Source organism: Acinetobacter sp. CAU_H_S170_2, from assembly GCF_058890445.1.
On the sequence record NZ_JBZYAE010000001.1, the window covers coordinates 553,112 to 579,572 of the forward strand.

At 42.5% G+C, this 26,461-nt stretch carries 22 protein-coding genes; 16 read left to right on the plus strand and 6 right to left on the minus strand.

All coding sequences use genetic code 11. The features are described from left to right. Positions 1-83 precede the first annotated feature (83 nt). From AC5EUN_RS02775 to ftn, 5 genes are all read left to right on the plus strand, one after another. Positions 84-2,225, plus strand: coding sequence for a TonB-dependent receptor (locus AC5EUN_RS02775; RefSeq protein ID WP_010327395.1), 2,142 nt, complete (start codon positions 84-86; stop codon positions 2,223-2,225). Between the two features lie 73 nt (positions 2,226-2,298). Next, positions 2,299-2,571 (plus strand): hypothetical protein, encoded by a 273-nt coding sequence (locus tag AC5EUN_RS02780; protein WP_155115400.1) that lies wholly within the window; start codon positions 2,299-2,301, stop codon positions 2,569-2,571. Continuing rightward, positions 2,555-2,848 (plus strand): hypothetical protein, encoded by a 294-nt coding sequence (locus AC5EUN_RS02785; protein ID WP_058870177.1) that lies wholly within the window; start codon positions 2,555-2,557, stop codon positions 2,846-2,848. Before AC5EUN_RS02780 ends, AC5EUN_RS02785 begins: the two co-directional genes overlap by 17 nt. 3 nt (positions 2,849-2,851) lie before the next feature. Beyond that, positions 2,852-4,483, plus strand: a complete 1,632-nt coding sequence (locus AC5EUN_RS02790) for a PepSY-associated TM helix domain-containing protein (protein WP_010327392.1) — start codon at positions 2,852-2,854, stop codon at positions 4,481-4,483. A 270-nt stretch (positions 4,484-4,753) separates the two neighbouring features. Continuing rightward, complete coding sequence (ftn, locus tag AC5EUN_RS02795; protein ID WP_004695301.1) at positions 4,754-5,218, plus strand: heteropolymeric bacterioferritin subunit Ftn; 465 nt, start codon at positions 4,754-4,756, stop codon at positions 5,216-5,218. Between the two features lie 101 nt (positions 5,219-5,319). Here ftn and AC5EUN_RS02800 read toward each other — a convergent pair whose 3' ends face one another. Beyond that, positions 5,320-5,889 carry a peroxiredoxin gene (locus AC5EUN_RS02800; RefSeq protein ID WP_029575099.1) on the minus strand — a complete coding sequence of 190 codons (570 nt, stop codon included), beginning with the start codon at positions 5,887-5,889 and terminating at the stop codon, positions 5,320-5,322. 154 nt (positions 5,890-6,043) lie between these two features. On the opposite strand from AC5EUN_RS02800, the gene AC5EUN_RS02805 reads away from it, so the two are divergent. From AC5EUN_RS02805 to bioD, 5 genes are all read left to right on the plus strand, one after another. After that, positions 6,044-6,790 carry an alpha/beta hydrolase family protein gene (locus tag AC5EUN_RS02805; protein ID WP_010327390.1) on the plus strand — a complete coding sequence of 249 codons (747 nt, stop codon included), beginning with the start codon at positions 6,044-6,046 and terminating at the stop codon, positions 6,788-6,790. 105 nt (positions 6,791-6,895) lie between these two features. Further along, positions 6,896-8,215 carry an adenosylmethionine--8-amino-7-oxononanoate transaminase gene (gene bioA, locus AC5EUN_RS02810; RefSeq protein ID WP_010327389.1) on the plus strand — a complete coding sequence of 440 codons (1,320 nt, stop codon included), beginning with the start codon at positions 6,896-6,898 and terminating at the stop codon, positions 8,213-8,215. Beyond that, on the plus strand, positions 8,212-9,369 hold the full coding sequence (locus AC5EUN_RS02815) for an 8-amino-7-oxononanoate synthase (protein ID WP_010327388.1): 1,158 nt from the start codon (positions 8,212-8,214) through the stop codon (positions 9,367-9,369). Before bioA ends, AC5EUN_RS02815 begins: the two co-directional genes overlap by 4 nt. A gap of 7 nt (positions 9,370-9,376) precedes the next feature. Continuing rightward, entirely contained in the window at positions 9,377-10,156 is a 780-nt protein-coding gene (bioC, locus tag AC5EUN_RS02820; protein ID WP_010327387.1) for a malonyl-ACP O-methyltransferase BioC, read from the plus strand. Next, positions 10,153-10,797, plus strand: coding sequence for a dethiobiotin synthase (bioD, locus tag AC5EUN_RS02825; protein WP_010327386.1), 645 nt, complete (start codon positions 10,153-10,155; stop codon positions 10,795-10,797). Before bioC ends, bioD begins: the two co-directional genes overlap by 4 nt. A gap of 72 nt (positions 10,798-10,869) precedes the next feature. On the opposite strand, the gene AC5EUN_RS02830 is transcribed toward bioD, so the two are convergent. The 5 genes from AC5EUN_RS02830 to AC5EUN_RS02850 form a co-directional block, all read right to left on the minus strand. Then, a complete protein-coding gene (locus AC5EUN_RS02830) occupies positions 10,870-11,286 on the minus strand; it encodes an ExbD/TolR family protein (RefSeq protein WP_004695313.1) in 417 nt (138 codons plus the stop codon). 18 nt (positions 11,287-11,304) lie between these two features. After that, complete coding sequence (locus tag AC5EUN_RS02835; RefSeq protein ID WP_010327380.1) at positions 11,305-11,730, minus strand: ExbD/TolR family protein; 426 nt, start codon at positions 11,728-11,730, stop codon at positions 11,305-11,307. Between the two features lie 18 nt (positions 11,731-11,748). Further along, positions 11,749-12,630 (minus strand): MotA/TolQ/ExbB proton channel family protein, encoded by an 882-nt coding sequence (locus AC5EUN_RS02840; protein ID WP_010327379.1) that lies wholly within the window; start codon positions 12,628-12,630, stop codon positions 11,749-11,751. 34 nt (positions 12,631-12,664) lie between these two features. Further along, positions 12,665-13,363 carry an energy transducer TonB gene (locus AC5EUN_RS02845; RefSeq protein ID WP_010327378.1) on the minus strand — a complete coding sequence of 233 codons (699 nt, stop codon included), beginning with the start codon at positions 13,361-13,363 and terminating at the stop codon, positions 12,665-12,667. Between the two features lie 141 nt (positions 13,364-13,504). Continuing rightward, entirely contained in the window at positions 13,505-16,186 is a 2,682-nt protein-coding gene (locus AC5EUN_RS02850; RefSeq protein WP_010327377.1) for a TonB-dependent receptor, read from the minus strand. Between the two features lie 754 nt (positions 16,187-16,940). Here AC5EUN_RS02850 and AC5EUN_RS02855 point away from each other — a divergent pair. From AC5EUN_RS02855 to AC5EUN_RS02880, 6 genes are read left to right on the plus strand one after another with little or no spacing between them, the layout of a single operon-like run. Next, positions 16,941-18,731 (plus strand): ABC transporter substrate-binding protein, encoded by a 1,791-nt coding sequence (locus AC5EUN_RS02855; RefSeq protein WP_165382158.1) that lies wholly within the window; start codon positions 16,941-16,943, stop codon positions 18,729-18,731. Positions 18,732-18,748: 17 nt separating this feature from the next. Then, on the plus strand, positions 18,749-20,557 hold the full coding sequence (locus AC5EUN_RS02860; RefSeq protein WP_010327375.1) for an ABC transporter substrate-binding protein: 1,809 nt from the start codon (positions 18,749-18,751) through the stop codon (positions 20,555-20,557). A gap of 24 nt (positions 20,558-20,581) precedes the next feature. After that, positions 20,582-22,597, plus strand: coding sequence for a M3 family metallopeptidase (locus tag AC5EUN_RS02865; RefSeq protein ID WP_010327374.1), 2,016 nt, complete (start codon positions 20,582-20,584; stop codon positions 22,595-22,597). Positions 22,598-22,608: 11 nt separating this feature from the next. Continuing rightward, positions 22,609-23,547 (plus strand): ABC transporter permease, encoded by a 939-nt coding sequence (locus AC5EUN_RS02870; protein WP_004695335.1) that lies wholly within the window; start codon positions 22,609-22,611, stop codon positions 23,545-23,547. 7 nt (positions 23,548-23,554) lie between these two features. Continuing rightward, positions 23,555-24,700: an ABC transporter permease gene (locus tag AC5EUN_RS02875; protein WP_010327373.1), complete on the plus strand. Its 1,146-nt coding sequence runs from the start codon at positions 23,555-23,557 to the stop codon at positions 24,698-24,700. 10 nt (positions 24,701-24,710) lie between these two features. Beyond that, positions 24,711-26,441 (plus strand): ABC transporter ATP-binding protein, encoded by a 1,731-nt coding sequence (locus AC5EUN_RS02880; protein ID WP_010327372.1) that lies wholly within the window; start codon positions 24,711-24,713, stop codon positions 26,439-26,441. Positions 26,442-26,461: the final 20 nt, after the last annotated feature.

Here is a 26,461-nt window from a genome sequence, read left to right on the forward strand (position 1 = left end):
AAGTCAAATGATAAAATACAATAAATAATGATAATTATTTTACATATAATAATGATTCTCATTAAAAATAAGCGTTGTTTAAAATGAAATCCTTCTCTAAGAAAATTCTTGCAAGCTCTGTTGGGCTTTTGATGATGGGTGGAGGCTGTTTACAGCTTGCTTTTGCAGAGGAGGTTTCAGTTTTACCTGCCTTAAAATCAGAAGCGCAATCACAACAAGGCTATGCCGATGGTAAATTGGCGAAGGCAGCTGACTTGGGTGCTTTAGGGAATAAGTCAACGATTGATACGCCATTTACGGTTTCTACTTATACAGAGCAACTGATTCGTGATCAACAAGCATCTACAGTGGGGGAAGTTTTAGAAAATGATGCCAGTATTCGTGCGACGACCAATCAAGGTCATTTAAACGAAAACTTCCAAATTCGTGGTTTTAGTGTCGGCTATGACGATATGGCTTACAACGGGTTATACGCTGTAGCTCCTATGGGACGTATACCAACAGATTTACTAGAATCGGTAACAGTATTGAAAGGACCGAATGCTTTGGTTGCAGGTATGGCACCAGCAGGAAGCGTTGGCGGAGTAGTGATTGCGAATTCTAAACGTGCCGATCAAGATCTAACACGTATTTCGACGTCATTAGAAGATGAGAGTTATTATAAAACCAATGTAGATGTTTCTCGTCGTTTTGGTGACCAAAACCAATTTGGAGTTCGTGTAAACGGCACATATGGAGACGGTGAGCATCTTATTGAAGGTATGGATGACCGTTTAGCACTGGGTTCGATTGCAGCGGACTATACGACCGATAAATTAAAACTAAACTTTGATGCTTATGCCATTCGTGAAAACCGTGATAATGGTTCACCTGCAATGGTCTCTATGCAAAAAACAGGCGTAGTTGCTGCACCAAAGGGGGATAGTAATTACTTTGATCAAATTCATGGGGAAACCTATAGCCGTTATGCGGGCTTAAATGGAGAATATAAATTCACCCCTGATACCAAAGTTTTTGCAGGTGTAGGTTATGTTGAAAAAGGTTATTCGGGTCATATTTTTGGTACGCGTATGATCTTGCAGAACAGTGCAGGTGATGCAACTTCGCAGTACTATCGAGTCGCATCTAAAGAAAATAACCTAAGTGGTAATACGGGTATTGAAACTAAATTCAATACAGGCGCCATTAAACATACCCTTGGGTTACGTGCAGATTATGTGCATCGCGAATACGATCAACACTCTCGTGCGACCAGTTCATCATTTACAACGAATCTTTATAATCCTAACTCGAACGGGACAATGCCAACGACCTATCCAACAGTTGTACCTTATGAAGATGATAAATTCATGAGTTATACCTTGACGGATCAAATTTCAATGTTGGATGACAAATTTCAGTTGATTTTGGGTGCTCGTTATCAAGATATGCAGTTGGAAAGTCTCACTACAGATGTGAAATACGATGAAAATAAGCTTTCACCAAGTTTAGGCATCGTAATCAAACCGTTTGGAGAAAATTTATCTTTTTATGCAAGTTATGTTGAAGGTTTATCAAAAGCAGACTCAGTAACTTCTACCGCGGATGTGAATGAAGGAAAACTATTTAAGCCTTACGAAACGAAGCAATATGAAGTGGGGACAAAGTATCAAGCTGGTTCTTGGTTAAATAGCTTGGCACTTTATCAAATTGAAAAACCGACTCTGATCACAACAGCTTTGGCGACAGCGGTTAATGGTAATACACAGATCACTGAAGATGGTGGGGAAAGTCGATCACGTGGTATTGAATGGTCCTTCTCAGGGAATGTGACTGAGGACTTAAGTCTACTGGGAAGCATGGCTTATATTGATGCTGAATATACAAAAGGTTCTACAAGCACCACTGATATTTCAGGCAATACGATTTATGGTGTGCCCGACTTTACTGCCTCATTAGGCTTGGATTATGCCGTACCTGTGATAGATGGTTTAAATGTTAATGCTCGGGCTAACTATGTTAGTGAACAATATTTAGATAGTTTGAATACCTATAAACTTCCTGACTATACTATTCTCGATGTTGGTGCGCGCTATAAAACAAAACTGGGTGGTGTAAACACGACTTTCTTAGCCAATGTAGATAACGTGACAAATAAAAAATATTGGGAAGGTGTGTTCAATTCTTACTATGCAACGGTTGGTGGTGCACGTACCTATAAACTTGGCGTCACTTTCGATTTCTAATTTTACTGAACAGCCCATTGCGATGCAGTGGGCTTTTTTATGTCTGAATGCTGCCTCATTTAAGTTGAACGCAATGATGAAATTTCTCGGTTTACTCCTGTGCTGTGGTGGTTGTGTGCTGCTGTATTTGACCCATCCTAACCAAACGGTTCTTAAACAGACTGTGGCGAAAAAGTATCGTTGGGTCGGGTGGATTGGTTTTGTTTTGGCATTGACTCTTTTACTGGCGGTATTACCAAAACTGGTGGCGGTGTTGATGTGGTTACTGATGCCATTGGTGTTGTGGTCAGCACTACCATTTCTTCCTTTATTACATGGGGCTTTGACGCATGAGGTTACTACGTGATCAAAAGATACAACCTGACTGGTGGACGAAAAGCTTTGCAGGAGCAGTTCTTGGACTCAGCCTAGCTTTCGCTTTAGCTGCATTAATCACAATGTGGGGACTGCAATCTGAGTATCGTAGTCTTGCTCCACAGTTAGGTATGTGGTCGATTCCTTGGATTTGGCTACCACTCTTTTTCGTGGCCTATTTTATTCCACGCGGATGGCAGTCCATTGTGATTTATCTGTTTTTCAATGTTGTGGCTTACACACTCATATTTTGGCTCAGAGGAGAATAGGGCATGAAGGTACGTACAGATATTCTCCGACTGGCCAAAGAGTTACATACATGGGTGGGGATTTGTGCAGGCATTCTCTTGTTCATTTGCTTTTTTGCAGGTGGGCTGAGTATGTTTCAGCATGATTTGAGTAAGTGGGCAACGCCGCCGCAACAAAGTCTAAATACGGTTGAACTCCATCAGTACAACGATTTGGTGTCACAGGTACAGCAGCAGTATCCTGAAGCGCAAAAAAGTTTCCAGATCAATTTAAACTCCAAAGAGTTTCATTATGCCCCGATTCAGTGGCAACCTGCGCAAAGTCAAGCACATGATGATCATGCCTTTGATACCGATCAAAGCGCGATGTTGGCGACACTGAAACCAGATGGCACTTTACAGGTTGAACAAGAAAACTTATCTAAACTGGGTTGGTTGATTGAACAACTGCACGAAACGGCAGGCATTCCAGGGATGCTTGGGCACCATACACTCGGTGTTTATGTGATGGGTGTGGTATCCGTCTTATACTTTTTAGCGCTAATGACAGGTTTGATCATCCTCTTGCCGACGTTGGTCAAAGACTATTTTGCGATACGGCAAGGTAAGAACAAAAAACGCTTTTGGCTCGATGCGCATAATGTGATTGGCATTACCAGTTTACCGTTTCATATTTTGATTAGTGTGACGGTAATTGTTTTTGCATTTCATGATCTCTTTTATGATGGCTTGGGGCAGTTGGTCACCAAAGGTAAACCACTGTTTGAACGTCCCGCTGCGGTGCAGATTGTAGATCCAGTTCCTCAACTGGATGTTGAAAAAATACTCTTACAGGTACAGCAACAAGCACAGGGCTATGAGGTCTCGTCTGTAAGCTTTAACAATCTAGACCAACCCGCCAAGGCATCGGCACGCGTCAGTTTATATAGTCCAGATCAGATGTTACGTGGAGATAACTTCGACGTGATGTTTTTCAATCCTTACCAGCCTGCACCCTATAGTACAGACAATTTAAATACCCAAAGTTCTGGTCTAGATCAATTGATTCGATCGATGTTCAGTTTGCACTTTGGTAACTATGGCGGAGATTTTACCCGGTGGTTGTATTTGGCCTTGGGGCTGGGCGGAGCATTTTTATTTTACTCAGGCAATATTCTATGGATTGAATCGCGTGTAAAGCGACAAAAAAATCCAAATTTAGCACCACCTGCACAGCGTAAGGATGTGCAATTCATCGCAAACTTAACCATAGGCGCATGTTTGGGAGCGGTCTTTGGCATTGTTATGAGTATGTTGATCGGGCGCTGGGCCTATGTACTCAGTCCTGAACTACACAGCATCAACGCATGGTTTATGTATATCTATTATGCGATTTTTATTTTCAGCTTAATGCTGAGCTTCGTACTGGGTGGAGCACGGGCATTACCAACGTTATTGCTGTCGATTGTGATTGTTTTACTGCTCATGCCTTTGACTTCTGCTATCGCATTGCTCTTACCTGAGATTGGATTATGGTCATCTTCTTCCTCTTTATGGTGGGTTGACGTCTTTGCTATTATTTTTGCTGGGTTATTTTTCTGTTTTTATCGCCAAGCTCAGGCCCGAGTCCAGTCCGCAGAAGTGGGGTCTCTTTGGTCCGTTGCTCAGAAAAAATGAAAGATTGTGCACCGTTCCAAGGTTGAAATAAGAAGCATTTTTAATGGTTACAAAATGAAGCACAGGGCGGTTCAAGCCTAAAAAGCCTTTGCAAAAAGGATAAAGTTTTGCAAAGGCTTCTTTTATAACTATTATTTTGATGACTCATACTGCAAATGCGTATGTTTCTCATTTTAATTTTATAAAAATCATAAACTTACATAATTTATCTTTTGCAAAGTGAATTAAATGTGTCCATAATAGTTGCATTAGAGAATGGAGATTTTGAAAATGCGTGGCAATCCTGAAGTCGTAGACTACTTAAATATGTTGATCGGTGGAGAATTGGCTGCACGCGATCAATATCTCATTCATTCACGTATGTATGAAGATTGGGGTTTGAGCAAAATCTTTGAACGTATTGATCATGAAATGCAAGAAGAAGCACAACATGCAGATGCGATTATTCGCCGTGTTTTGTTTTTGGAAGGCACACCAAATATGCAACGTGATGACGTTGAAATTGGTGAAGATGTGGTTTCATGCTTAAAAGCCGATTTAAAGCTTGAATATCATGTACGTGAAAAATTAGCGCAAGGCGTAAAATTGTGTGAAGAAAAGGGTGATTACATTACCCGTGATATGTTACGTCAGCAAATGTCAGATACCGAAGAAGACCATACTTATTGGTTAGAAAAACAATTACGTTTAATTGAATTGATTGGTCTGCAAAACTACATTCAGTCTCAAATGTAAGAGATGCCAGCTACCAGTTTTATGTAAAGGTGGCATGTGTATTTACATACTGAGTAATCAAAAAGCCTTCGAATCAATGTCCGAAGGCTTTTTTGTATGGGTTATTTTTTAGAGAACTTTTGAATATCTGCTAATACTTGTCCTGCATGGGTTTGGGTATTCACACTGCTGTAGTGATAGACCACCGTACCTTGTGGGTCAATCAGAAAGGTTTCACGTTTCGCAATTTTCGCGATGCCCAAGTTCCGCACGATGCCGAGTTGATTTGCCAGTTGATGATTGTTATCAGCCAAAATAGGGAAATTCAGTCCCAACTTTTTAGAAAATTTTTGATGCGACTGTACATCGTCCAAACTCACGCCTAAGACCACCGCATTATTTTTGCTAAATTGTGGGTAGAGTGCTTTAAACTGATTGGCTTCTTGGGTGCAGCCCGGCGAGTCATCCTTCGGATAAAAATATAACACCACCCATTTGCCTTGATATTGTTTGAGCTCATGCCATTTGGCATTTTGATCTTGTAACTTAAAACTCGGTGCGGGCTTGCCTACCCATTGTTTTTGGTCTGATGAAGCGCTTGAAAAAGCTGGTGCTGCATAAGTGGCGCTACTGATGGCACAGAAACTACCTAGCGAAATTAAGCTAATCGTTGCCATTTGCATTATTTTCATTGTGTAGGCTGTCCAGAAATGTATTTCATTGATCTTAGCAAATTTTAAGGCACTAAAGTGCTGAGATTCTGGTGTCTAAATCTGAATTATTTATTTAAATTTACTGTTCATTCAAAGGGCTTGCTTTGCAACGGAGTCTGAGGTTTTATACTGTTTGAAATTTACAGTTTTAGAGTCTGCATTGAATCAACGTATTTTACTCATCACGGGCTGGGGTGGTGGGACCAAGTTACTGCAACCTTTGTCTCATGCTTTGCAGCATAAAGGCCATTCGGTTGAGCTGATCAATATTTTTAATGGATTGGATACACAGGCGTTGCAGCAACATGCTGAACAAGCCAAAGATTTTGATATCATTATCGGTTGGTCTTTGGGGGGGCAACTGGCGACTTTATTGATCGATGCTGTTGAACAGCAGTATCAACAGCAAAAAGTATTAATTACTCTGGCTTCAAATCCGTGCTTTGTGGCGCATGAAAACTGGCCAACCGCGATGAGTCCAGCGACATTTAAAAGCTTTAAACAATCCTTCGAAGCAGATGCGATTGCAACCTTAAAGAAATTTGGATTTATGGTATGCCAAGGGACGGCAACCACCAAGCAAGATTTTTTGCAGTTGCAAAGTTTGATTCAGCCTCAGTCTTTAGATCTGTTAAAACAGGGACTCAATTGTTTAGAGCATTTAAATACGGTTGAGATCTTACACAATTATACGGGGCATCAACTCCACCTGCTGGCTAAACAAGATTTTTTAGTTAGCTACAAAGTCTTGGATAATTTAAAAGCTTTGGGTGCAAATTTTTTAGATGCGGTGCTTTTAAGTGGTTCACATGGACTTCCAGTTTTTCATGCCGATGAAGTAACTGACAAAATCTGCCAATATTTACAAAAAATGGATTAAACAATTCGCTGAGTGGCGAATATCGCAATTTCTTTTTGATGCGCGCAGGTTTAAGATCAATCAAATTGAAATTTTGCTGTAACTGTAGTCGATATGGAGTTAAGGATGACTGAGATCAATGCCAAATTGGATGGTGAGTTGGATGACTTAGCATTTGATCGGGAACATATTTGGCATCCTTATACCTCGATGACCAATCCGCTCCCCACGTTTAAAGTTAAAAAAGCCTTTGGTTCAACCATTGAGTTAGATGATGGTCGTCAGCTGATTGATGGGATGTCTTCGTGGTGGTGCACCATACACGGCTATAACCACCCTGAACTGAATCAGGCCGTGACAGATCAGCTGCAAAACATGTCGCATATTATGTTTGGTGGTTTTAGCCATGATCCTGCCATTCAACTGGGCAAATTACTGTTGCAAATCACCCCACCAAGTTTAGATAAAATTTTCTATGCAGACTCGGGTTCTGTTGCGGTTGAAGTGGCGTTAAAAATGGCAGTTCAGTATTGGACTTCGCTTGGGAAACAAGACAAAACTAATTTTGTCACCCCGCGTTCGGGCTACCACGGTGATACATGGAATGCGATGTCGGTCTGTGATCCTGTCACAGGGATGCATCAAATTTTTGGTTCAAGTTTACCCAATCGTATTTTTGTTCCTGCACCGCAAGTTGCCTTTGATGCAGCATGGAATCAGGATGATATCCGTGAACTTGAAAACACCTTAGCAACACAGCATGAAAGTATCGCCGCGCTGATTATTGAGCCGATTGTTCAGGGTGCAGGAGGGATGCGTTTTTATCATCCTGAGTATTTACGGCAGGCCAAATTGCTCTGTGAAAAATACAGCGTTTTACTGATTTTTGATGAAATTGCGACGGGTTTTGGGCGTACGGGGAAACTTTTTGCTTGGGAGCATGCACAGGTCGAACCAGACATTATGTGTATGGGTAAAGGTTTAACAGGCGGCTATATGACCTTGTCTGCAACCTTAACCACAAAGCATATTGCTGAAATCATCAGTCGAGGCGAAGCGGGTGTGTTTATGCACGGCCCAACGTTTATGGCCAACCCCTTGGCGTGTGCGGTGGCGGCGAAAAGTACAGAACTCCTGATCTCACAAGATTGGCAAAGCAATATTCAACGCATTGAAACACAACTTCATACCGCTTTGACCCCGTTGCAGTCACTTGAATATGTTCATGAAGTTCGTGTATTGGGTGCCATCGGTGTGGTTGAGCTGACGTTTAATGTGGATATGAAAACCTTGCAACAGGAGTTTGTCCGCCGTGGTATTTGGGTGCGACCCTTTGGAAAACTGGTTTATGTGATGCCTCCTTATGTGATTACCTCACAGGAACTCAAGACCTTACTTGAGCAATTGGTTGAAGTGGTGGTGCAGATGCAGGAGCCTGTTGTATGAAGCATGTAGAACATTTTGCAGCACAACTGGATGTACTTAAACAGCAAGGCAATTTGCGCCAGTTTACGTCTAATGTGCAGCAAGGGCGGATGATTCGAATCCATGATCATGAGATGTTGAATTTGGCATCGAATGACTATCTAGGATTGGCTGCAAATATCGAATTACGTGAACAGTTTTTCGATGAAACACCGAATACACAGCGCTGGATGAGTTCAGCCTCTTCACGTTTATTGACGGGTAATTTTCCGGAATATGAACAGTTTGAAGCAAGCCTAAGTCGGGCTTTTCATGGTCGTGCTGCTTTGGTATTCAACAGCGGCTATCACATGAATATTGGTATTTTACCTGCGCTAGCGGACAGTAAAACCCTAATTCTGGCTGATAAATTAATTCATGCCAGCATGATTGATGGTATTCGTTTATCGACTGCGAAGCTGGTACGTTATCGCCATAATGACTTGGCACATTTGACTCAACTTTTACAGAAGTATCATACCGATGATACTTTTGAGCGAATCATTGTGGTGACGGAGTCCATTTTTAGTATGGATGGTGACGAAACTGATTTGGCTGAATTGGTTCGCATCAAAAAACAGTTTGAAAAAGTCATGCTCTATGTCGATGAAGCACATGGTATTGGTGTGCGTGGTGAGCAAGGTTTGGGCTGTGCCGAGCAATATCAAGTGATTGATGACATTGACTTTTTGGTTGGTGCTTTGGGTAAGGCTATGGCTTCAATCGGTGGCTATCTGATTTGTCACCCTGTGATTCGAGACTATCTCATCAATACTATGCGCCCATTGATTTTTAGTACGGCACAACCGCCGATATGCATGGCGTGGAGCAACTTTATCTTGCAACAAGTCTTGCGGTTAAAGACTGCACGACAGCATTTGCATAGTATCAGTCAGACCTTACAGCAAGCAGTTCAGGCCAAAGGTTTTGATTGTCCATCAACGTCTCAAATTGTCCCTGTGATCATCGGTGATTCGAGCAAAACGGTAGAGAAGGCGAAAGCTTTGCAACAAGCAGGTTTTTATATTATGCCTGTACGACCACCGACTGTGCCGCAGCATAGTTCTAGACTACGTATTTCCTTGACCGCTCAAGTTCGCCATACTGATTTAGATCAGTTGATTCAGTTGTTGTGAGTGAGTCGTGAAGAATTTAGAGATTGATAAAGCACAAGTCGCATTGCGCTTTGCTCAGGCAGGGCAAAGCTACAGTGAACATGCGGTTGTGCAAAAACAAATTGCACGCCGGCTTTTTAATTTAATCCAACGTCATGCTGCTAAAACGCAATTTGAGCGGGTGTTTGAAATTGGTTGTGGTTCAGGCAATTTAAGCCATCTTCTGCTGAACGATTTCCAAATTCAGCACTATTTACTGAATGACTTATATGCTGAGGTGCAGCAGCACTTTCAGGGTTATTCAAATATAGACTGGTTATTGGGCGATATTGAACAGCTTGTTTTTCCAGCTCATTTAGAACTGATTGTATCGACCTCTGCACTGCAGTGGATGACGAATCTTGATGCTGTTTTTCAGAAAGCGAATGACAGTCTGCTTCCACAAGGTCTATTTTGTTTTTCCACCTTTGGCGAGCGGAACTTACAAGAGATTAAGACTTTAACGGGGCAAGGTTTAGATTATGTCAACCTCGATCAACTACGGGAAAAATTGCAAAACCAAGGCTTTGAAGTTCTGCATTTGTCTGAACAAATTGAGTACTTAGACTTTGCGACACCGAAACAGGTACTGCAACATTTAAAAGCCACAGGTGTCACGGCAACTGCATCGAGCTTTCGTTGGACCAAGCACTCGCTTGAACGCTTTTATCAAGATTATCGACAATTTTCACAACTCGATACATCAGGACAGATTCATTATCGCCTGAGTTATCACCCTATTTATTGTATTGCACGGAGAATGCCATGACTGGATCAGTTTACTTTATCAGTGGAATCGATACAGGCATTGGGAAAACCTATACCACGGGCTACTTAGCCAAGCTTTGGAATGAACAAGGCCAAAAAACCATTACCCAAAAGCTAGTGCAAACGGGCAATGTTGATGTTTCTGAAGACATTGAACAGCATCGTAAAATTATGGGTATGGGCTGGTTTCCAGAAGATGACAGTAAGCTGACCATGCCTGAAATTTTTAGTTATCCTGCATCGCCACATTTAGCGACTAAAATTGATGGTCGTGAGATTGATTTTGCAAAAATCGAGCGTGCTACTCAGCAGCTGGCTGAAAAATATGAGGTGGTGTTGTTAGAAGGTGCGGGTGGTTTGATGGTGCCTTTAACCACAGATTTGCTTAGCATTGACTATATTGCAACCAAGCAACTGCCTGTAATTTTGGTGAGTTCGGGGCGTTTGGGCAGTATTAACCATACTATTTTAAGTTTAGAAGCACTGAAAAGTCGTGGTTTAGAGCTTTACGCTTTAGCCTATAACCTAAATGATGAATCTCAAGATGAACTCATTTCTAAAGATACTGCGACCTATTTAAAAGCTTATTTGGCGACACATTTTCCGCAAGCATTGTGGATCGACATCCCCGTATTGAAGTAATTCGTAGAGTCATTAAAAAAGAAAAAAACCGCTAACAGCAAAAGTTGTCAGCGGTTTTTTTGACGGTTTTATTTATTGATTACTCACGACTCCAATTTTTTTCACATCAAGGCGTTGGGCTGCGGCCATGACCATCGCAATGTATTTATATTCCGTTGCGCGGTCAGCTTTGAGTTTAATTTGGTCTTGATCTGCTTTTTGAGCAACGGTTTGAAACAAGGCTTCGAGCGCTTGTTTGGACTCCACAGCTTGTTCATTCCAAAACATTTTGCCTTGAGCATCTAAGCGTAGTTCCACGATTTCAGGTGGTTTTTCCTGAACTGGTGGTGGTGTGCCATTCGGGAGGTTGATATTAATGGCGTTGTTTGGCAATGGAATCGTGATAATGAACATAATCAGCAATACCAACATGACATCAATCAAAGGCGTCATGTTGACATCGAGCATGACATCTTCATCATCTTGATTGGAACCAACATTCATACCCATAGCTGAATCCTTCTTTGATTAAGGTGAAGAGGGCGGTGTGGTGACAAAGGCAATTTTGCCAATCCCCGCTTGCTGCGTGGTTGTAATGACTTGGTCAATCGCATCGTATGGCGTAAGTTGGTCACCACGAATGTGGACATCGGGCTGAGGTCTCTTTTGTGCCTCTGTCTGTAACCGAGAGAGTAATGTTGCTTTATCGGCAATGTAACTTTCATTCCAAAAAATATCGCCATTTTTATTGACTGCAAGTTGAATATTTTCAGGTTTGGTTTCATAAGGCACATTCCTTTCTTCAGGCAAATTGACTGGCACGGTATGAATCGCAACAGGCACTGTAATGAGGAAAATAATCAGTAAAACCAACATAATATCAACCAGTGGGGTGGTATTAATGGTTCCGATTACATCATCATCGCTGTCATTTGAATTTACCGTCATTCCCATGGCTGATTCCTCATGTTCTTATTTCATGTCACGGTTAACAGGATTGTTGGTGCTGATTTCACCACTTAACAACACCGCATGCAGGTCTGAACCGAAGGTACGAACTTCTTCCATCACGGCTTTATTCCGACGAGTTAACCAGTTGTAACCAAGCACTGCTGGAACAGCCACGGCTAAACCAATTGCAGTCATAATTAAGGCTTCACCCACAGGGCCTGCGACCTTATCAATAGATGCTTGACCCGATACCCCAATCGCGGTTAAAGCATGGTAAATGCCCCAAACGGTACCGAATAAACCCACGAAAGGTGCGGTTGAACCTACAGTTGCTAGAAAAGCCAGCCCACCACTTAAATGACTGTGAATTTTGTCGATAGCACGTTGAATCGAGATAGTGACCCAAGTATTAAAGTCAATACGCTCTAATAATGTTCCACCATGGTTTTTTGTCGACTTAATACCTTTTTCAGCGATAAAGCGATACACACTGGCATCATCTAAACCTTCAGTTGCAGTATCGAGAGAGGTTGCTTCCCAAAAGTTTTTATCGGCATTTTGGCCTTGTTTGCGAATTTTGCCTTGCTGTAAGCACTTGGTGATGATGATGTACCATGTCCCAATCGACATAATCACCAAAATAAACAGCGTCACTTTAGACACCAGATCACCTTCTTTCCACATTGCTTCTAAGCCATAAGGGTTATGTACTTTTTCTGAAGCAGAAGGTGCTTTCTCAGCTAAGGGTGGGGGAACAGGTGTTGCTGCTTTCTCAGTCGCAGTGACTGGTGTAGTCATTGTTGTAGTGGGCGCAGCGGTTTCCTCTGCGAAAACAGCTTGTAGAGGAAGTAATGTGCTCATTCCAAGTAGGCTTGCTGCGGTAAAGTTTTTTAAATTTTGCATTGTGTAACTCCTAATGTCGGCTGATCTTTTTCAATTATTCGAGAACAAATTCGTATGGGATGTCGAACCAAGCGCTTTGAGCTACGCCATCTTTCATTGCAGGTTTAAATGTGCACAAGCTATACGCTTTCGTTGCTGCTCGGTCTAAAGTACGGTCACCTGTTGAGCGTTTCACTTTGACTTCTTGCGCCTTACCATTGGTATCGACAAAGACCGAAATCAGTACGGTGCCAGAAATGCCACTCATCTCTGCTTCGCGTGGATAGCTTGGTGCTTTGCATCCAGCTTCACCTTCCGATACTCCACGTGTAACACCTGTGGGTTTGGGTGCAGGTGATGGAGTAGCGGCAGTCGGTGACGGAATTGGAGATGGGCTTGGAGAAGGCGATGATGCAACTGGCGTCGGCGTGCTTATCGTCGGTTTAGTGACGGGTGTAGCAACTGTTTTTTGCACTGGGACTACTTTTTCTACAGGTTTGGGGTCAGGCTGCTGCGCTACTTTTTCCACCATTTTCGGTGGCTCTGGTGGAACTTCTTTAGGTGGTTCAGGCTCAGGTGGCTTGATATCTTGCAGAATGACCAATTCCACAGGTTCGGTTGAGGGTTTAACAATATCTTTTGCCAAACCTGCCATTAGCACCAAGCCAACAAGAACATGTAAGAAAATCACAACGCCAATACCTGTGAGTTTTTTGGCGGAGTTTTTTTCTAAATCTTCAAATGTAGTGCCCATAGTTACTCCTAAAATTTAAGCCAAATCTACTTTTTAAAAGCATTGGATTGCACTTGGGAAAATCCATATATATCTGGTTAAAGTTGAGCATGTATAAACATCACCACAGATTGAATACTTCAATCTGTGGCTCAGATCCGCTTAGAACGTATATGTACCTCTTACATAGAAAGTACGTCCTGTTGGGTCGCTGTAACGTGGGTCATAGCCGTATTGGAAGTTATCGAGAACATTCGATGCAGCAGGTTCTTCATCAAATAGGTTTTTGATGCCACCCGTTAGGGTTAAGTTTTTGAAACCTTTATAGGTGCCTGCAATGTTGTAGAGGGTATAGTCGGGGACTTTGTGATTATCAAAGCCTTCTTCACCTGTTGCATTTTGGTCGTGATAGCCTCGGAAAAATTGCTGTTCAAAGACCAATTTCCAGTCTTCATAGCTCCAGTTGATGTTTGCGGTATGTTTCCAGCGCAGTACTGCAGGGTCATCATAAACGCCCACTAAGCCCTCCCAGTCTCCATCTTTTTCTTCTTGGTAGTCATTTTTGATGACATAGGTTCCATTAATTCCAAAGCCAAACCGACCTGTTGATGTCATAGGAGTCAGGTAGTCTAAGCTAATGTCGATCCCTTCTGTTTTGATGCCACCTGTATTCATTAAAGTGGTATTGATGTATTGGATACGACCATCTGCATCTCGCACAAAGCGATCTGCATATTTGGTTGGATCTTCGAAAATGGAGGTTTCACCCGTTAAGCCAATAAGATTCTCAATTTCGATATTGTAGTAATCGACTGCTAAGACTAGGTTCTTAAGGGGCTCAAAAACAAAGCCTGCTGTAAATGTGGTTGATTCTTCGGGCTGAAGCTCAGAGTTACCACCTTGCATACGCTTAAACTGGGTATTACATTCTGTTTGATATTGCGGTGAAGTTGCTACGCCACCTGGACAGAGCACAGGGTCATCGTATTTTGCCCCCGTGTAAGTTTGGCTTTGCGGTGCATTAATTTCATATAAGCTTGGTGCACGGAAACCTGTACTGTAAGTACTTCGGAACATTAATTGCTTTAAAGGTTCCCAGCGTAAACCCACTTTCGGGTTGAAGGTGTCGCCAAAGTCACTGTAGTCATCATAACGTGCTGCAAGTTGCGCTTCTAAAGTTGAGGTAATCGGAATTTGTAGCTCTGAGAAAACGGCTGTAATGTCGCGGTCACCCTTACTGATAGGTTTGTCAGGGTCAATGCCACTACCTGGGACAAGTCGAACAAGATCTGAGTTTACCTTTGCTTCCCAGTCTTGTGTGGTAAAGCTACCACCGAAGGCAAAGCCCACATCACCCGCAGGAAGTGTGAAAATTGGACGGCTGATCGTAAAGTCAAAGGTGGTGGAGTCTAAGGTCGCATCATTGGTCGTACCGCTGACTTCTAATGAACTCCAAACACTTGAATCCGCTGAAGGACCAAAGGGGTTAATGGTACCGTTATCTAGTCCTTCTTGTAGTTGACTACGATTTAAATAGCCACTAACGAAACTGTCCTTTGCTTTACCTTTTGCATAGGTCACGCCGCTGTCGATGTTCCAGCCATATGCTTCACCTTCAATCCCTGCAAAAATACGATGTGATTCATTGGTTGTCTTAGAAACACGGTTACCTGCTTGTGAGCGTAGGTAGAGTTGTAAAGGATCACCACTTAAACCGGGAACAGCAGGAGTGATACTTTCACCTGGATAGTATTGGCTTCCTTTGGGAAGTGTCACAGATCGGCTATAGACATCGGGTGCGATTGAGGTAGTGACTTCATTTTTTGCATATACATATTCAGCAATCGCGTTGAATTGGTCACTGAGTTTGAACGTTGCACGCCCTAGTGCCGATAAGTCTTCTGTTTCTGGTTGAATACCAATCAAGGCTTGAGTGTTTAAAAAACACAGACCATCTTCCGCAACGACATTAGGAGTGTTATTACAGTTGGCATTACCGTAAGGATTGGCTAATACACCACTGGTTGGGTCATAGAAGTTAGCAGGAAAACCATTCGCAGAGCCAGCATCGATCCCTAATTCAGGTAAAAGCCCACCACGACGGCTAACTTTACGGTCTTTGGCCATAATTTCTTTAGACTTTTGGTAGCTGATTGCGCCATATACGTTAAAACCTTGTTCGTCTAAGTCGCCATAGCCACCAAAGATAGAGACATCGTATTCTTCCCCCCCTTTTTCTTCGGGTTTGAGTACACCGCTGCTGATACCGAAACCTTCATATTGTTTTTTTGTGATGAAGTTGATCACCCCAGCAATGGCATCTGCGCCATATACCGCGGATGCACCATCTCGAAGGACTTCAATTCGTTCAACCATTGCTAGAGGAATTGTATTGAGGTTGGTTTCAGAGGTACTAAAAGGGCTATAAGCCAAACGGCGGCCGTTTAATAATACTAAGGTTTTGTCTGGACCTAGGCCACGCAAGTTAGCTGTTGAACCAGAGGTATTACTTGCCCCCACGTTTTGCGCGGTTGTGTAACCCGCTTGGTTGGCACTGATTTTGGTTAAAGCTTCTTCGGCAGTTGTGACGCCTTGTTGCGCAAGCTCTTCAACTTTAATGACGGTAATGGGTGAAGAACTTTGAGCTGCAACTCCTTTGATAGAGGAGCCAGTGACAGTCACTTTAGCAACTTTTTTAGTTGGTTCTGCTGAGACTGAGCTTTCGGTTTCTTCTGCATGAGCTAAAGACAAACACATCATACTTAAAGTCAGGGTACTTAGTTTAAGTAGTGATTTGCTGATGGTTGGGGTCCCCATAGATCGAACAAGTTTGTTTTTTTGCATCGTAAATTCAACCCTTCTTTTTCTATATTTAGCGGTATTGCTGTGCTGATGGAGTGCAAGGCAAATGCCAACTTTCAGGGATAGACAAAAGACTGTGAATTAAGTTATTGGAAAATATTGTTTTATTTTATTATTTGTATGGATTTATGTAACTTTTTTTCATTTTTCTAGAATTTAAAAAATTAAAATGGCAAAAAATTACTTATAAATCGATTAAAAAATAATCATAAAAAGATTATTCATATAATAAGTGATCAAAAATGAGTCGTTATTTTTTGAATTTTTAATACAAAATCTTATTTGTAATTATACTGAAATTTTAATATTTATCTTTAATAAATAAATGCTTGTGATGTTTTATTTGGTTTTTTGTATTTCTTGTGATGTTCGAATTTGAATCATTGGTGTATTAAATCTGTGCAATAGTTTATTTAAATTGAATGTTTAAAAATAGCTACTAATTGGCAAAATGTTCCGATGTGAGTTGAGCCTCTCATTTATAACTAATTAATATCCATATATTTTTCTTACAAAATGTTAAATTAGAATGATAAAAAAATAGGCGTGGCATGATATTCGCTTTATTGCTGAGGTGAAGATTTGCCTATGACCGTTTTTTAAATTTTGATAATTAAAATTTAATTTATAAAACATGGGTTTATGTTTTAAGTTTTTGTCAGTGTTGTCTGAAAAATAAAACACTGACATTGAACATGGATGGCATGAGATCACCTTGCTTAAAAAAAAGATGTGTATAGGTATGAACTTGAATTCAAAAAAACTGAAGCTTGCTGCTTTATCCCTTGCGATGGGTTTTGGCTTTTCTGCCTATGCAAAGTCGCCTGCAGATCCAAACAAAGTATTAAATATTGCTTATGAAGCGCCTGATGATGGTTTTGATACGGTTAAAACCTATAATTTTTATAGTGGTAGTATTGCCCAAGCCATTTTTGAACCACTTTTAAAATACGATTATTTGGCGCGCCCCGCTCAATTGGTTCCAAATACAGCAGTGGCGATGCCAAAAATAGAACAAGAGGGCAAAGTCTATATCTTTAAAATTCAGCCCAATATTTATTTTAGCGATGATGCGGCCTTCAAAGGCAAGCCGCGAGAGTTGGTGGCGCAGGATTATATTTATTCCATGATGCGGATTATGGACCCGAAAAACCGCTCACCGACCTATTCATTTATTGAAGGCAAAATTGTCGGTGGCGATGCTGCTGTTGCTCAAGCCAAGAAAACAGGCCAGTTTAATTATGATGCCGCGATTTCGGGTTTAAAAGCCCTCGATAAATACACACTACAAATCACATTGACCCGTCCTGACTATAACTTTCCCTATATCTTAGCCTATGCCACATTTAGTGGAACAGCGCGGGAAGTGGTGGAGTTTTATGGGGATCGAATTGCGCAGCATCCAGTGGGGACAGGGCCTTATCAACTGAGTAAATATGTACCGCGGAGTCGTATTGAACTGGTGGCCAACCCGAAATATCGTGGTTTTACATGGAACTTTAAATCTACAGGTTCGAGTTGGGACAATCGTCTGGTCAAGGAGATGCAAGGCAAAAAAATGCCGCAAATCGGCAAAGTCAGCGTCAGTATTATTGAAGAAGAACAGTCTCGCTGGCTCGCGTTCAAATCGGGACAACTCGATTTTGACAAACTGACTTCCAATGCGGTACCACAGGCTTTAAATGGTAAGCAACTCAAACCTGAACTGGTCAAGCAAGGCATTCAACATTTTCCCAATAAAGACGCTGAAATCACCTATACCATGTTTAATATGCAAGACCCTACAGTGGGTGGTTTTGGGCTTGAAAAAGTTGCATTAAGACGTGCGATTAGTCTGGCTTATAACCAAGCAGAAGCCATTAAACAACTGTATAAAGGGCAGGCGGTGAAGTCGGAGATGTTGGTGCCTGAGGGGGTACAAGGCTTTAATCCGAATTATCGGAGTAGCGTGGCCTATAACCCACTCTTGGCGAATAAATTACTGGATCGTTTCGGTTATAAGAAGGGAGCAGATGGTTACCGTCGACTACCGAATGGTCAGCCTTTAACGCTCAAGTTTATGACTGAAAACAGTTCCAGTTCGGTGATTCAATCTGAACTGTGGAAGAAAAATTTAGATGCGATTGGTCTGCGTGCTGACTTTGTGGTGAGTAACTTTGCTGACAATTTAAAAGCAGCGATGCAATGTAAATACATGATCTGGGGCGGGGCTTGGATTGCGGACTATCCTGAAGGGGAAAACTTTGCCCAACTGCTGTATGGGCCCAATTCGGCTCAGGGCAATCTCAGTTGCTACCAGTCCAAAGCCTATGATGCACTTTATACGCAGGCTATGGCCTTACCACCTCCTCAGCGTTTGCCATTTTATGAAAAACTCAGTCGTCAAATTGAGGCCGATAATCCATGGATTATTCATAACAGTCGTATTCGAAATTGGTTGTTACATCCACAAGTTCAGGGTTTTAAAGCACATCCGATGATGAACACCAATTGGCAGTATTTGGATATTCAGCCCATAAAAAAATAATTGAGATGTAGAAAATAATGAGAGATCTAAATCAGAAATTGAAACGATGGGGTTTGGGGATTTTGGCAGGCAGCATTCTGCTGAGTAGTTCAGTTTCCAGTTTTGCACAAAGCCCTGCCGACCCGAAAAAAGTTTTACGTTATGTTTTTCCTGTGGCTGAAACAGGCTTTGACCCTGCGGGCGTGCATGACTTGTACTCGGCCCATGTTAATGGATCGATTTTTGAAACGTTGTTTACCTATGATTATTTGGCCTCACCTGCGAAATTGGTACCACGAACAGCTGCGGCTTTACCCGAGGTGAGCCCGGATGGATTGACCTATACCATTCGTTTGCAAAAGGGGATTTATTTTGCTGCAGACCCAGTGTTTAAAGGTAAAAAGCGTGAGCTGACTTCGGCTGATTATGTGTATACCTTTAAGCGTTTACTGGATCCGAGTTTGCATTCACCCAACAGTTGGTTATTTGATGGGCGAATCTTAGGGATGGAGGCTTTGCTGAAACAGGCGAAGAAAACGGGAAAATTCAATTACGACCAATCTGTCGCGGGCTTGCAAACACCAGACCGTTATACCTTGGTTATTCGCCTGACCAGCCCAGATCAGAACTTTCCAATGTTGCTTGCGCATCAGCCTGCAGGCGCGGTTGCACGGGAAGTTATCGAAAAATATCGTGACAAAGCGGGTTTTGTGATGGGGCATCCAATAGGAACGGGGCCATATATGCTCAGTCGTTGGACGCCGGGTTCGCGGATTATTTTAAAGGCCAATCCTGATTTCCGAAGTTTTGTTTGGAACTTTAAAGCCAGTACGCCTGAGGACCAAAAGATCGTCAAAGCCATGCAAGGCAAAAAGATGCCGCAAATTGGCGAGATTGATATTCAGGTAATGGAAGAGGGGCAATCACGCTGGTTGTCTTTTATTAAAGATGAAGTGGATTTGTTTGCCTTAGATGGTGAGTTGACGGTTCAAGCCTTGCAAAATGGAAAACTAAAACCGGAATTGGTCAAGAAAGGCGTACAGCTGTCACGGATCACCGATCCTTCGATTGACTATCATTATTGGAATATGCAAAACCCAATAGTCGGCGGCTTAAGTAAAGATAAAATTGCCCTGCGCCGTGCCATGGCGATGGCATTTTCAGCCGATAACTACATCAATATTTTACAAAAAGGCGATTCGCAAAAACTGCAAGCACCGATTCCAAGTGGTGTGGTGGGCTACGATCCCAATTATCGAAGCAGTATTCCTTACTCAGTCAAAGCGGCAAATTTATTGTTAGATCGTTATCACTATAAAGTAGCTGCGGATGGTTGGCGTACTCAGCCGAATGGGAAACCTTTGGTGATTGAGATGACGCTTTCGGGTAATAATTTACGCAGTCAACAACAGGCCGAGTTTTGGAAGAAAACTTTAGACAGTATCCAAATCAGAATGACCACCAAGTCGATGCCTTTTGCTGAGGCTTTGAAATTAGAAAAACAATGTAAAACCATGTTTAAAGCATCAGCATGGATTGCAGACTACCCAGATGCAGATAACTTTATGCAGCTGTTTTATGGCAAGAACATCAAGATCACCAACAATGGCTGCGTCAAAATTCCTGAATATGACCACCTATATGAACAAGCCCAAAAGATGATACCGAGCCCAGAGCGCGATGCAATCTACGCCAAAATGTCGCGTCTGCTAGAGGTGTATATGCCTGTGCAGGTGATTGGTGCGCGTTACCGTAATATCTTGGCACAACCGCGTGTGATTGGTTTTAAAAAGCATCCCATACTGCCCGCAGAGTGGATGTATATCGATATTGATTTGAAGAAATAGAAATTAAACAAAACTGGAGTCATGATGAAAAAGCAACATTTTAAATTCACTGCATTGTGCATGTTGGGCCTAGGGATGAGTCAGATGGCTTTGGCGGAAACAGCACCGCGCCAAACATTACCCAGCTTTCAAGCCAAAGACATCCCTACAATGTGTAATGCCAAAATTGCGGATGTGAAAAAGCAACTTAAAACGTTTGAAAATAAGCCCCTTAAAAACGAAACGGCGGCAGCGCCTATATTGGCTGAATGGGATCGTATTTTTGCATCATTTGAAGATTTTTACGGCCCGATTGGTCTGTATAGCAATGTTGACCCTGATGAAGCACTGCGTAAAGCGGCTGAAGACTGTGAAATTAAAATTAGCCAATTCCAAACCGATGTGTATCAGAATCCAAAGCTATATCAACAAATTAAGAAAATTAAAATTGCTGATCCGATTGAAGCCAAGTTCCGTGAAGATATTTTGGAGGGCTTTGAAAAAACTGGGATACAGCTTTCAGCGGATAAACAAGCACGCTTAAAAGCGATTTTTGATGAACTGGCAAAAATTGAACAAGAGTATGCGCGTAATGTACGTGATAATCCTGAAAAACTCGAATTTAGCCTTGATGAGCTAAAAGGCCTGCCACAAAGTTATATCGACGGCTTAAAGAAAAATGACAAAGGCAATTATTTACTCGGTTTTGAGTATCCCGATTATCGTCCTTTTATGGAGTTGGCAGATAACGATGATGCACGTAAGCGTTATCAAATTGCATTTACCCGACGTGGCGGTGAGAAAAATCTGGCGCTGCTGAAGCAAGCCATGGACTTACGTTATGAGTTAGCCAAACTGTTTGGTAAGTCCAGTTATGCCGAGTGGGTACTGAAAAGTCGTATGGCGAAAACCCCTGAAACCGTGAATAAATTCTTGGCAGAGGTACATGCTACCGTAGCACCCCTAGAGAAAAAGGAAGTCCAAACTCTACGTGAGTTTAAAGCGCGAAGTTTAAATATTCCTGTTGAGCAAGCTAGTATTGAGCGTTGGAGCGAAGCATATTGGAGTGAAAAATTACGCAAAGCCAAGTATCAGGTCGACCAAGAACAGCTACGTCAGTATTTTCCAACGCAAGCCTCTCAAGACTGGCTATTTGCCATTTCTGAAAACCTGTATGGCATCAAGTTTAAGCCTGCCAAAGTCGAGGTTTGGCAAGATGAAGTGGAATATTACGATGTGACCGATGCCAAAACAGGGCAACTGCTCGGTGGTTTATATATGGATAAATTTCCACGTAAAGGCAAATATGGACATGCTGCTGTGTGGGGTGTTTATGGCGGAAGTAGCCTAACAGGGCGCAAACCAATTTCAGCACTGGTCACTAACTTTAACCGCAATGGTTTAAATAGCGATGAGTTAGAAACTTTTGTACATGAGTTTGGTCATGCGTTGCATGGCATTTTATCTAACACACGTTTTTCATCTCAGTCAGGAACTTCAGTTGAACGAGACTTTGTCGAAGCCCCGTCACAAATGTATGAGGAATGGGCACGACGCAAAGAGACTTTGTCAAAGGTGGCGGACTACTGCAAACCTGACTGCCCACGTGTGGATGATGCGCTGATTGCCAAACTCAATGCCGTGCATAGTTATGGGCGTGGTTTGCATTATGCTCGTCAGACGTTGTATGCGCAGTATGACATGGCGCTACATGGCAGTGATGCACGAGAGGTTCAGCCCTTAAAGGTTTGGGAAAAAATGGAAGGGGAAACGGCTTTGGGTTATGTTCCAACCACCGAGTTTCCGGGGCAGTTTGGTCACATCATGGGCGGTTATCAAGTCGGGTATTACGGTTATATGTGGTCAGAAGTGATGGCGTTGGACATGCTTTCAGCCTTTGGTGATAACTTAAATAACCCTGAAGTGGGACAGCACTATCGTCAAACCATTTTGTCCCAAGGTGGTCAAAAACCTGCCAAAGCATTGGTCAAAGACTTTTTGGGTCGTGAACCTGATAACAAAGCCTTTTTCGATGAAATTACCGGTCAACGGGTGAAATAAGGGGCATTTTTATGCTGGCATATATTATTCGTCGAATTTGGCAAATGATCCCGACCATGCTTGGGGTGGTGTTGCTGATTTTCTTCTTGTTTAACTGGGTCGGTGGCGACCCTGCCTATATTTTGGCAGGGAAAATGTCGAACCCTGAACAGATTGAAAATATCCGACAGCAGCTTGGGGTCGATCAGCCCTATTATGTGCAACTGTGGATTTTCATTAAGCAGATTTTGACTTTTGATTATGGGTTAAGTTGGAGTACAGGAGAGTCAGTATCGCAAATCATCACGACACGACTCGGGCCTTCACTGACTTTGCTCATTCCACTGACGATCTTACAAACCATCATTTCTATTGTGTTGGCTTTGGCGGTAGCAGCGGTACGCGGCAGTTTAACGGATCGTATGGTGATGATGCTGTGTACGATTGGCATGTCGATCAGTATCTTGGTGTATATCATTGTTTTTCAGTATGTCTTTGCCTATCAGCTGAGCTGGTTTCCAGTCCAAGGCTGGAGTGATAGCTTTAGCGAAAACCTGTTTAAGTATGCTTTATTACCTATTCTGATCATGTTGGTGGTCAGTATTGCCCCGACTTTACGGTTGTATCGTAGTTTTGTTTTGGATGAAGTCAATCAAGACTATGTTCGTACTGCACGTGCCAAAGGAATTGGCGAACGGCGCATTTTAGGTGTGCATGTGCTACGCAATGCCTCGATTCCAATTATTACAGACGTGATGGCAAGTTTGCCTGCTTTGCTGATTGGTGCATTTTTGATTGAGCGTTTCTTTGGTATTCCGGGCATTGGTCGTGAAGTGATTATTGCGGTAGAGCGTAGTGATTTTCCTGTGATTAAAGCCATTACTGTGTACGTTGCTCTCGCAACGATGTTTTTCAACTTGATTGCCGATTTGATTTATAAATGGGTCGATCCACGTGTACAGTTGAAGTAGGTGAATTATGCTCAGTGTTCTCACTAAAAGAAAACCAGATACTGCTGAACCTACAACAGCATCTACAGGGCTATGGCAACTCGCCATGCGCCGTTTAAAGCGCGATCGAATCGCCATGTTTTCCCTCCTAATCGTACTGTTTTATTTGGTGCTGTTAATTTTGTCATCCACAGGATTGATTGCAAAAGACTGGAATAAAGAAGTCGCGGTGAGTTATGCACCGCCTACGTTTATCGGTGCAGCAGCGATACCTGCTACGCAAAGTGAAACACAAAAAGTCGAAGCGGCTGTGCCTGAAAACCCTGTCGATCCTTTAAAAGATGTGATTCGTGAGCTCAACGCAGAAATTGCTGCTGAACAGGGTGTAGGTGGTGCTATTGATTACTATGGGGTTGTTGATCCTTTAGCTGAAGACATGAAAGCGATTGACCAAGCGCTGGATGGTCATTTACTAGATCAGCAAGCGGAACTCAAGCAAAGCCTGATTTTAGGTGCCGACAAATGGGGACAAAGTGTTTTACTGAAAACCATTAAAGGCGCAGAAACATCAATTATTGTGGGCTTAGTCGCAGCTTTTCTTGCTGTCGTGATTGGTACCGTTCTAGGTGCAATTTCGGGCTACTTTGGTGGCTGGATCGATGATGTCTTGAACTGGTTTTATAACATTTTTACTTCGATTCCTTATCTGCTCTTGGTTTTAGCGATTGCTGCAGTACTACAACAAAAAGGCGTCTTATCCATTGTTTTGATTTTGGGTTTAACGGGGTGGACGGGAGTATATCGTTTAATTCGTGCCGAATATATGAAGCATACTTCGCGGGAATATGTGCTGGCGGCAAAAGCGATTGGAGTGAGTCATAGCCGACGTATCTTTGTGCATATATTTCCCAATGTCAGTCATATTGCACTGGTTCAAATGTCAATTTTAGTGGTGGCCTTTATTAAGTCAGAAGTGATTTTGAGCTTCCTAGGTTTTGGTGTCCCTGTCGGTGTGGTGTCATGGGGCAGCATGTTGAATGAGGCGCAAAGTGAATTGATTTTAGGCAAGTGGTGGCAGTTAGCGGCTGCATCTGTGGCGATGGCTGTTCTGGTCACTGCATTTTCAATGTTTACCGATGCACTGCGAGATGCATTAGACCCGAAACTGAAATAGGAGCATGAGAATGTCTGAACTCAATCATATGACAGCGCCAGCCTTACTTCAGGTGGAAAACTTGCGTGTCAGCTTTAAAAATGAAGAAAAGCAGTACATTGAAACAGTCAAAGGCATCAGTTTTAGTATTCCAGTGAATACAACTGTGGCCTTGGTTGGGGAGTCAGGCAGTGGGAAGTCGGTCACATCGCTAGCGACCATGGGACTATTGCCTCCTGAAAGTAGTCAAATTGCTTTGGACAGTAAAATTCTGTTTGAGGGGAAAAACCTACTCGACTTACCGCGCCGTGAAATGCGGAAAAAGTGCGGCAAAGATATTGCCATGATTTTTCAAGAGCCGATGTCATCACTGAATCCTGTGTTTACGGTAGGTTCACAAATTGCAGAAATTTTGCAGTTACATTTGGGCATGAGCCGTAAGCAGGCGCGTGTACGTGCTTTGGAACTCTTGATAGAAGTTGGGATTCCATCTCCTGAAACCAAGATTGATGCATATCCGGGGCAATTGTCGGGTGGGCAGCAGCAGCGTGTTATGATTGCCATGGCAATTGCGTGTAAACCCAAACTATTGATTGCCGATGAACCGACGACAGCGCTGGATGTCACCATTCAAAAGCAAATTTTAAATTTGCTGGAGTCGTTGCGGAAGAAGCATCAAATGTCGATGCTGTTTATTACCCATGATTTGGCTTTGGTCGGGGAAATTGCCGATCAGGTTATCGTAATGCGGCAGGGTCAAATTCGTGAACAAGGCAGGGTTAAAGATGTGCTTGAACGCCCTCAAGATGTCTATACCAAAGCGTTGTTGCATTGCCGTCCGCAACTATCTAAACGTCCCATGCGTTTGCCCATGATCAGTGACTTTATGCAACAAAAGGGCGATGACTATATTGAAACGCATACTGTCGATGTCGAGTCACTTCAACAAAGATCTCGCGGCTTAACTGGCCAAGAAGAGATCATTTTAGATGTACGTGACCTTAAAAAGTCATTTTATAGTCGTAAAGGATTATTCGGCAAAGAGGAGTTTCAAGCGGTCAAAGGCGTGAGTTTCCAACTGGCAAAAGGCAAGACTTTGGGCTTGGTGGGTGAGTCTGGTTCGGGGAAAACCACCATTGGATTATTGCTGATGCGTTTACAGGAGGCGACAGGAGGAAAAGCGCTGTTTGAAGGTCAAGATATTTTGGCCATGTCAGAAAAAGAGTTTGCTCGGTATCAACGCAAGATTCAAATCATTTTCCAAAATCCCTATGCATCACTCAATCCTCGTTTTACTGTAGGGCAGATTTTAATGGAGCCGATGCAAGTGCATCGTATCGGGGCGGATGATACTGAACGCAAACAGATGGCTTTGGACTTGTTGGAACGCGTGAGCTTACCTGCACAGGCTTTTTATCGTTATCCACATGAGTTTTCAGGCGGACAGCGTCAACGTATTGCTATTGCCCGCTGTCTAACTTTAAAACCTGAGGTTTTGATTTGTGATGAGTCGGTATCAGCATTGGATGTTTCGGTACAAGCCCAAGTACTGAATTTGCTACAAGATTTACAGGATGAATTTGGACTGAGTTATATCTTTATTTCACATGATTTATCAGTGGTGAAATATATTTCAGATCAAATCATGGTGATGAACCATGGTGATTTGGTGGAAATAGCCAATTCAGATGATTTGTACCAGTCACCGCAGCACGAATATACCAAACGCTTACTCAGTGCTATTCCACAAAGTGTGTCATGAATGGGTGGTGGCTGTTGGCG